The following is a 9,532-nucleotide window of genomic DNA, read 5'->3' as shown; positions in this document are numbered from 1 at the left end:
TTTGGAATACAAAAGCACCAGATTGGGGATGAAAGGTAAATCCCCATCCCGATAAACAGTATGATTGGCCACCAAAATAACAAGTGTTTATTAAGTGGTGCATTATCATCAAGCTTTAATGGATTCCATATCATTTTTTACTATTTACTCTCCGGTGTTTACCATAAGCTAACGAGACTGTAGAGTAACTCTAACAGCCAAATTCAATTAAAAAACGAGTTCCTGTAATTAGCTCTAATCGTTTTTAAAGAATTAAGTAATGCATTTTTGGAACCCATAAAACAGGCTGTTATTCTTAAAAAAGAGTAATTCTACAGCCTCAACGCCCGAACAAACTGCGAACAATGTGAGACGTCAGATTTAATGCGCTTGTTAGCCGTTTTGTACAAGACTCATTTGCTCTGAGATCCGTTCTTTAAATTTACCTTCATGAAGTGAGTCTAGAAAGTTGGTAATAATGTTTTCCGTAACTTGACAGCACCACTCTGCAAATTGAGTTGTCATAATTAAATCCAGCCAACTTTCGTTGCCTTGAATTGATCCAATAACTCCTACTTGAGCCAATTGATTTAGTTCATTATCAGGACGCTCATATTTAGATGAATAAGTATATTCTCCTTCACCTATTGTTAACTCACCTAAAATAACCTCAGGTGGCTTGTGAATTATCGAATTCCTAAGGTTTCTTAGTATTTCAAATTCTTTATAAGGAGATTCGCTTTTATTCCAGTGATTTTTTGTAAATAACTTCTTCGACTTTTTGTATTTATCTAAGGTGCTACTCTTATCCTGCTGTAAAAGAACCATTTGTTCAAATAACTCTTTTTCTTCCGGGGTACGTCTTCCGCCGCAGAACAATTCACTTGACCCTATGGTTTCGTTTATAAAGGCTTCAAGACAATTAAAACTAAATATCAATGAGACAATAGCTTGTTCAGGATTATCATTTGTATTTTCAGATGCTTTCTTTGCTATTTCATATAGTAATTTATGCGCGAAATATACATTCTTTGAATATATCTTCTTACCTTGAATTGACACAGACTCTCCTTAGACGGCTAACAGCTTTATCAAAGGACACTTTACCTATTTTAGCTCGAAAACGTCCTTATTTTATTAACTTATATTAATAGCAAATAGTGTAAGCTATTGCCAGCTATATATATTATGCTTTCTGTAGCTTATATAAACATGTAAAAAAGAGAAAAGTCTCCTCTTATTCTTACTAAATTAATGACCGTCACCTGAATGACTATATCTCGCTCTTTCCTGACTATCAACTAATTGCCAAAAGCTAACGTTATTACTCTCAAATAAATTAACTATGTATGATTCTTAATATTTACCGTACAAAAGTTTTGTGGAATAATGCCCGCCTCTTAGGGGAGTAGCCCGCTCAGTAATGAGTAAACTTATCAACATAATTGCACCTCATGTGCATGGTAAGTTTGTAATGTTGTAGCAAGCGTTATCGGCGAGACCTAGGTAGACACTATCCTCATGGCGGGAGATAGTTGTTTGTCTTGGTTTAGTATTCCCGCCTATAAGAATCAATAATGGAAATTTTTTTAACCTCAACCGTCACTGTTACACTTGCCGAAATAGGCGATAAAACCCAGCTTTTATCACTCCTGTTAGCCGCCCGTTTTCGTAATAAAGGCGCACTTATTCTTGGTATTTTAGCCGCAACTTTACTCAATCATGGCCTATCAGCGTGGTTTGGGCAGTGGTTAAGTAATAGTTTTTCTTCTGAATATTTACCTTGGCTTGTAAACATCAGTTTTATTGTTGTTGGCCTTTGGCTATTAGTTCCAGATAAAGACGAAGATGTAAGTAGTAAATACGATAGCTACGGGGCTTTTTTAGTCGCTTTTGTATTATTTTTTATTGCAGAAATTGGTGATAAAACACAAATAGCGACAGTGTTGCTAGGCGCACAATATCAGTCTGTGTTTTGGGTAACGCTAGGAACCACGTTAGGTATGCTAATTGCTAACGTGCCTGTTATATATGCTGGTAATGCATTACTAAAAAGAATATCTCTAAACACCGTACGTGCTATTGCTGCTTGTGTGTTTGTGTCATTAGGTATTTATGGCTTAGTTACAATTTAATCAATATTATAGCTCGAATCTGTTAATTCAAGTGCGAGCTTTAATTTTTTCTGCACGTTATTTATGCATTATTTACACAATAACACCCCTTGGTTTGCGTAATTAAAAGGTTGGAGTTAAAACCTGCAGCTAAATTAGTGACCGCAGTTTCAACAAAGCCACTTCCCTGGGCACACGCTAACCCTTCGGAGAGAGGACCGGCATAAACAAAATCACCGTTTTTATTAATAATAACGGCGGCAGGCGTTGCCGGAATAACGTGTTTAAGCTTTGGTGTTAATTCAACTTGTACAACCTTCATAGCTTTATTGGTAGCAAAGGAGCTTAACGATGAAATATGCGGCTTAGCCTGTATGGTGCACCCGCATTTTTTTTCTGTTATGAGCACTAACGACGCTTCATTAGTGTCAACCCAGTCCAATTGCTTTTTAAAGTTATTAAACCAGTGCTTTTGCAATAAAACTTTTGAGCTATCAAACGGCTTAAGTTGCTCTAACTGAAAATAAACTAACCCTGCAACAACACAAACAAGCCATATAGCTATAAGCGAAAATACAAAAGAGTTAGATTTATTTAAACTTGGCAATGCTTTGCTCTAATACATCAATACTTACATCGATTAACTGCACCTTAGCGGTTAACTGCTGCACTATTTGCGTATCTTGGTACTGATTTTGGCGCATAGTATCAGTACTGCTTGCTATTAACTCGGTATTACCTGCCTGCTCCGCTACCACTTGTGCAACTGAGTCAGAGCTTGAAGATACTGCGGCTATTTGCTCGCTCATTGCTGAAATATTCTCTTTCATTGCAGCACTAATACTTGTTAAATCAACTACAAAACTCACACACTGACTCATTGATTGCGTTGACGTTTTACTATTATTAACAAGATCTTTTAATGTAAGACTAATTTTATCTGTTGTTGCTTTGCTGTGGTTGGCCAAAGATCTTACCTCATCAGCTACAACAGCAAAACCTCGACCGTGTTCGCCTGCGCGGGCAGCTTCAATAGCGGCATTTAAAGCAAGTAGGTTTGTTTGCTCAGCAATACCTGATATTTCATTAAGAAGCCCTGAAATAACATCGCCAGCTGCCACTAAGTGATTTATTTTTTCTTCGGTATGGTTAAGCAGTGTTAACAACTCTCTACTTTTAGCGTCTGTTTGAAGCACTTCTTTTAATGCATCACCTGCAGATTGTGTAATATGGTCAACTTGGCACTTAAGCACCTCACTTTCTGCTTCTACAAGTTTAAAGCCATTGGCAACTTGAGCGCCAGAATTAGCAATATCATCGGTTTGTTGTGTGCGTTGAACCGCACCACTCGCTAACTGATCGTGTACATCAATAAGCTCTTGTGAGTTTTTTTGCAATGATTCTGATTGTGTTTGTACCTGTTTAATAACATCAGATAAGTAATCTAGTAATGTGTTAAATCCTGCTACAGCTTCGCTTTTAGTGTCATCCGCGCGAAGAGAGAGTTTAATGTTTTCAGGATCTTTCATTATTTGTTCTGTCGCATAACTTAAAGATAAGCCCGCACGACGTTCCCGTTGCAGCGTTTTTGCAATATAGCCTGCAACTAATACTTCAACTATTGCGTATCCAGCATGAATTAGCACCGTAGTAAAAGCGAGCCTATCAGGGTCAAATACGTAAAAGCCCGTATTTTGAGTTTGTAAATAATAAAAAGATAAATGATGAACCGCTACAAAAATAATAGCGGTAATAAACACTCGCCACTGTACAAAAACAATTAACATGGGCATTAAAATAAATATTTCAAAATGGACTTCAATCAACCCAAAAGTTTGTTGTATGTGCAAAAAAGAAAACATCATTATGGCGGCAGCTACCACATGGGGGATAATAGGGCTATCACCTTGTGTGTTTAAAAGCCATATAGGTAATAAACACAATGGCAAACCTATCATAAAAGCCTGCGCTAATGTGTCGAAATACAAGCCTATAGCAATAGACTCGACAAACAAAAGACTGAAAATAATTGTAAATAACCGGCCAATACTAGACATAAGAACCTTAAAATTGTTGTATGCATTGTTGTTTTATAAAGCAGTCTGCAATATACGTATATAAACGAGTTTCAGCTTACTTAACACAATAATTAACTACCGACACATCAAAAATAATATATTTAATTTACATTATATACATGCGGTCTACTTAATTATAGGCAGTATTTTCTTAAACGTAGGCGTTGCAGCTTTTTTTGTCCATTGAAAAATAACTATTTCAGCGCATGAAATTACAGCACCAGCTTGGCGTAGCTGCTCAATCGCCAAATTTTTATGTTGCGAGTTTCTCGAACCAACTCCGTCGTAAACAATAATAACTTTAAAGCCATTTTCTATTAAATCTAAGCATGTTTGTAAAACACACACATGTGCTTCAGTGCCAACAATAACAACTTGCTTTTTACCATGGCTTTTTAACGTATCAACAAAACCAGGCTCTGCACACGCACTAAAGTACGTTTTATGAAAATACGTAGCATTAGGTAACGTATTTTTAATTTGCTGATTAGTCTCGCCCAAACCTCTGACATATTGCTCGGTTATTAAGACTGGGACGCCGTGAATAATACCCGCCTGCGCTAACTGCAATGTACTTTTTAAAATATTCGGAAAATCTTTAATTGCAGGAGCAAGCAACTCTTGTAAGTCTATTATTAATAACACGCTATTTTTTGCATCAATATTAGATAAAACCACTATACTCTCCTTATGAACATTAACTGTTATCTATATAGATTAGCTCACTATTTGAAAATAGAACTTTTAGCGTTATGTATATTATTTGTAATTAAAAAATAAAAACTTATGCTATATTTACTATCTAGCTAATCATCATCCTATCTTCCACTGAGAGTGTTTATAAGTGCGTTTGAGCAAACTTTTTTTTCATATCATCATTACTTTTTTACTATGCAGCCAAAGCACTTTTGCATCACAAAACTATGCTCAGCAATTACAACGTATTTCTACTGACGAAGGCCTATCGCAAAGTTACGTTTTACAGACTCAAGAGGATGATATTGGTTATATTTGGATAGCAACCCAACAGGGTTTAAATCGTTTTGATGGATATAATGTAAAAACTTTTAGTGGCGGCTTTGGTCTAGATAAACACTATATTTACGCATTATTTAAAGCTGAAGACGGAAAAATCATTGTCTCAACAGACCTTTCTGGTGCCTATATAATAGATCCCCTCACTTTAAAAACCGAAAAAATCTATTCTGGTCAAATAGATGAAGAACAAAAAATGTTCTCTCCGATCTCTGCAATGACTCAACAACAAGGTACTTTTTACTTCGCCATAGATGCTCAAATATATACATTTGATGAGACGAGTAAACGCTTTACATTTAAGCTCACCCTGCCAAATAAAGGTGACTACATTAGGTCATTAACAATATATAAAAACACTTTATATATTGGTACAAATGATGGTTTATATACTGCAAATATAGATAATCCAGAACTTATAAAAATACCTCTTCATCCCCCTGAAAAAAATACGATAGATAATGTAAACGTCAAATTCTTAAGTGTTGATAATGAATTAGGATTACTTGTTGGTACTGTTGAAGGCATGTATCAATTAGCATTCGATAATAATAAAAATATATCTGCAGCAAATATTACAACTTTAATCCCTGATTATAATATATGGGATTATGCCAATACTGTTTACGGGGAGTTTGTAGCAACCGAAAGTGGATTGTTCAGTTATCACCGCGAAACCAAAGAACTAGAATTCGTATTAAATTATGAAAAAAGTAAGTTTAATATTAATGAAAACTCAATAAACGATCTAATGGTTGATAAGTCCGGCGTACTTTGGCTCGCATCTAGAACCCAGGGCGTGTTTACATGGCCAATTAAAACCCGACGGTTTAAACACATTACTTTACCCGGTAACAATACTGTTCATGCCACCTACCAAGACAAAAATAATATTATTTGGTTAGGAACAGAAGATGGAATTGCACGGTACAACAAAGCAACAAATAAAAGTGATGTATATCTAAGCTCAACCGACTCAAAAGCAATATACGGGGCATCTGCCGTTTATGATATTTTTGCGTCTTCAATTGGTGATAATCAATTCCTTTGGCTTGTTACTTTCGATGGTTTTAAACTGTTTGATAAACAAACGGGTAAAATTATTGAAAATAAAGACACAGAAAAAGATGTAATTAACCAATCCAACTTATTTGGCTTTGCCCAGTTATCTGCAGACACATATGCATTTATGTCGGATGATAATTTTTATGTTTTTAATGAAACAACAGGAAAAACAAGAATTATTAAGGGACTCAAAGAGCAAGTCGATCCTTTATTTTCTTACGCTTTTTATAAACACCTCGACACACATCCTGAAGAGTTTGTACTTGGCACATCAAAAAGCTTCCTTAGGTACAACGAAAAAACGAAAACTTTAACGACTATATTTCAGTCTTTTAATCCTAAAGAAGATATTTTTTACACTGTAGAAAACTTTTACTTAGACTCAAAACGAAACATTTTATGGTTAGCAACCACTCACGAAGGTTTGCTCGGCGTTGACCCCGTTACTTATGAAAGAAAGCACTATATAGGATTAAAAAATTCGTTTAATACTGATTCTATCTATTCACTACTTCCTGATGAAAACGGCTTTTTATGGGCAAGTACCGACAATGGTCTGTATCAAATAGACCTAGATACACTCAATGTAGTGAGTTTTTCAGTAAAAGACGGTTTGAATATAAACCAATTTACACCAATAGCGGCAGCAACACTAAGCGATGGCAGGCTTATGTTCGGCAGCAATGCTGGAGCCTTACTTTTTAATCCGTTAGACTTTAATGAAAAAGAACAACTACAAAAAAGTAATCTAGCCATTACTGATATTAGCCTCCTTACTAGGGAACTCAATTACAATCCTCATAAATACCTTAGCAAACCACTTGAATTAAATTATGAAGACATGGGATTGACGGTTAGCTTTTCTAACTTCTCTTACCCTAATATTGATAAAGCATATTATAAAGTAATCCTTTTAGGGCCTACGTCTCTAACATATGAAGATTTACAATCTAATCAAGTGTTTTTCACAAAGCTTCAACCTGGTAATTACTCACTAAAAATATCAGCACATAATCGTGATGGTATTATTACAAGCGAGCCTACAACACTTAATATCAACGTGGCGTATGCTCCTTGGAGATCGCCCATTGCTATAGCCGCCTACATTATTTTAATACTTGGGGTGTTATTTTTTATTTTTTGGCAATATCGTAGCCGCCGAGTAGCAATTGAACAAGCCCATAGAGCGACTATTCATTCGCAAAAGCAAACAGAACTCGCGCTTAAAAATAATAAAAGCGGCGTATGGGATTATAATTTTAAAGACGCTTCTGTAAATACGCTCAGAGGAAGTGAATTAGGCTATACAGACTTACCAGAACGCGTGCATATAGATCAATTTTTAGCGTTGATACACCCTGACGATCGACGTCGTTTTGAAAACCAATGGGAAAACTACTTCAAGTACAAAAAACAACAAAACTGGCAAGCAACTTACCGTTTACAGCATAAAAATGGCCACTGGCTCTGGTACCAAGATACAGGGCAAGTTATATACGATCCTCAAACAAATGAGCCGTTATATGTTTCTGGCATATATACCAATATCACCGAGCAACGAGCTAATGAGCAACAAGCAAAAATTTTAGGTGAAGCGTTTAGCCAAATAAACGATTGGTTACTTATACTCGATAAGCGTTTAATGCCATTTTCTGCGAACAATAGTTTTATTGAAACATTTTCAAACGAGCAAACGGCAACCAAAATTAGCCCTAAATTGTTTATTAAAGCAATTGGTAAAGATAAGTGCAGAGAGTTTGCTAGTATTTTAAAAAAGTTAAAGCCAACTGAAAACTGGCAAAGTGATGTTTATATAAAAACAGCAAGAAATAACGAACACCCAATACATATAAGTGCCACAGCTGTAACAAAAGACACTGCAAGTTACTATGTGGTTGTTATTACAGACTTAACTGAGCAAAAACGTGCTGAAAACGAACTGCGCTATTTGGCTAATTTTGACCCTCTAACGCATCTACCTAATCGTAGTTTAATGTATCAAAACATTGAAAAGGCGATTAAATATGCCGACAAAAACAATACCCAATGCGCATTATTATTTATTGATTTAGATAAGTTCAAACCTGTTAATGACTCTTTTGGTCATGCAGTAGGTGACAAGCTTTTATGTAATATCACCCAAAGAGTAAGCGGCATGCTTAGCGAGGACGCTATACTTGGCCGCCAAAGTGGTGATGAATTTTTAGTGCTGATTCAAAATATAAAATCACTCCAATCTCTTCGCGATACCGTAAGAAAAATTAGTAATGAATTAGCTAATAAAGTAATTATTGAAGACTTCTCTATTAATATTTCAGCAAGTATTGGCGTAGCTCTGTACCCATTCGATGCTATAACCACAGATATACTCATCCGTAATGCCGATGTTGCAATGATGCACGCTAAGCAAGGCGGGAGAAACGACTTTAAGTTTTTTAGCGATGAAATGAATGAGCTAATAAAACAAAAATTACTGCTTGAAAATGATTTAAAAGATGCAGTAAAAGACAACCGATTTTTTAATCACTACCAGCCTATTATCGACATAGAAGAAAAAACAATAAATGGCGTGGAGTTACTCATGCGCTGGAAAAATGAAGGCCAGTTAATATCTCCAGCTCTTTTTATTCCTGTAGCTGAGGAAACCGGTTTAATAGAACTTCTTACTGAGCAAGCCTTGCACCGTTCACTAATTGAACTTGCACCTATACTCAGCGAAAACCCGTTGTTTTATATATCTTTAAACTTATCGCCTAAACACATTTTAAAAACAAACATAACACAGCGGTTAATGGCTATATTAGCGGACTCTCAAGTTCATCCAAGACAATTAAGGCTCGAAATAACAGAGAGTATTTTATTAGAAGATAAGCTTAAAGCAGCCAAACAGCTGCAAAACCTAAAAGCTGCTGGGTTTAAATTACTGCTTGACGATTTTGGTACAGGATACTCATCACTCACCTACTTAAGCCAATTCCCTATTAATGTTATTAAGATAGATCAAAGCTTTGTAAATAGTATTGGTATAGATAAGGGAGATGAATCAATTATTAAAACTATTTTTTCATTGGCAGAAAACTTAGATCTATACTGCATTGCAGAAGGAGTAGAAACGCGCGAACAGATGCTCTTTTTAGCCGAGGTTGGCTGCCATGTATTACAGGGTTATTACTTTGCAAAACCAATGAATGCTAAAGACTTACGTAAAAGCGATTGTTTTAGCAATATCATTGATTTGATTTGATTTGATTTGATTTGATT

6 protein-coding genes are annotated in these 9,532 nt (G+C 35.7%); 2 read left to right on the top strand and 4 right to left on the bottom strand.

The window, feature by feature from the left end; genetic code table 11:
- Positions 1–372: 372 nt before the first annotated feature.
- Positions 373–1,041: a hypothetical protein gene (locus H5072_RS05120; protein ID WP_182692895.1), complete on the bottom strand. Its 669-nt coding sequence runs from the start codon at positions 1,039–1,041 to the stop codon at positions 373–375.
- Between the two features lie 515 nt (positions 1,042–1,556).
- Between H5072_RS05120 and H5072_RS05115 the strand changes: the two genes are divergently transcribed.
- Positions 1,557–2,114: a TMEM165/GDT1 family protein gene (locus tag H5072_RS05115; RefSeq protein WP_182692894.1), complete on the top strand. Its 558-nt coding sequence runs from the start codon at positions 1,557–1,559 to the stop codon at positions 2,112–2,114.
- A 61-nt stretch (positions 2,115–2,175) separates the two neighbouring features.
- Here H5072_RS05115 and H5072_RS05110 read toward each other — a convergent pair whose 3' ends face one another.
- The 3 genes from H5072_RS05110 to H5072_RS05100 all read right to left on the bottom strand — a co-directional run bounded on the left by H5072_RS05110 (position 2,176) and on the right by H5072_RS05100 (position 4,849).
- Positions 2,176–2,700 (bottom strand): DUF6436 domain-containing protein, encoded by a 525-nt coding sequence (locus tag H5072_RS05110; RefSeq protein ID WP_182692893.1) that lies wholly within the window; start codon positions 2,698–2,700, stop codon positions 2,176–2,178.
- Complete coding sequence (locus H5072_RS05105; protein ID WP_182692892.1) at positions 2,684–4,150, bottom strand: methyl-accepting chemotaxis protein; 1,467 nt, start codon at positions 4,148–4,150, stop codon at positions 2,684–2,686. Before H5072_RS05105 ends, H5072_RS05110 begins: the two co-directional genes overlap by 17 nt.
- A gap of 147 nt (positions 4,151–4,297) precedes the next feature.
- The gene (locus tag H5072_RS05100) at positions 4,298–4,849 is read right to left on the bottom strand and encodes an isochorismatase family protein (protein WP_182692891.1); all 552 of its coding nucleotides are present in this window, start codon (positions 4,847–4,849) and stop codon (positions 4,298–4,300) included.
- Positions 4,850–5,015: 166 nt separating this feature from the next.
- On the opposite strand from H5072_RS05100, the gene H5072_RS05095 reads away from it, so the two are divergent.
- A complete protein-coding gene (locus tag H5072_RS05095) occupies positions 5,016–9,515 on the top strand; it encodes an EAL domain-containing protein (RefSeq protein ID WP_182692890.1) in 4,500 nt (1,499 codons plus the stop codon).
- Positions 9,516–9,532: the final 17 nt, after the last annotated feature.

Origin of the sequence: Pseudoalteromonas sp. SR45-5 (assembly GCF_014163565.1) — a bacterium.
Lineage (GTDB): Bacteria > Pseudomonadota > Gammaproteobacteria > Enterobacterales > Alteromonadaceae > Pseudoalteromonas > Pseudoalteromonas distincta.
Note: the sequence above shows the minus strand (reverse complement) of the source record. Positions and strands in the feature narration are given on the sequence as shown.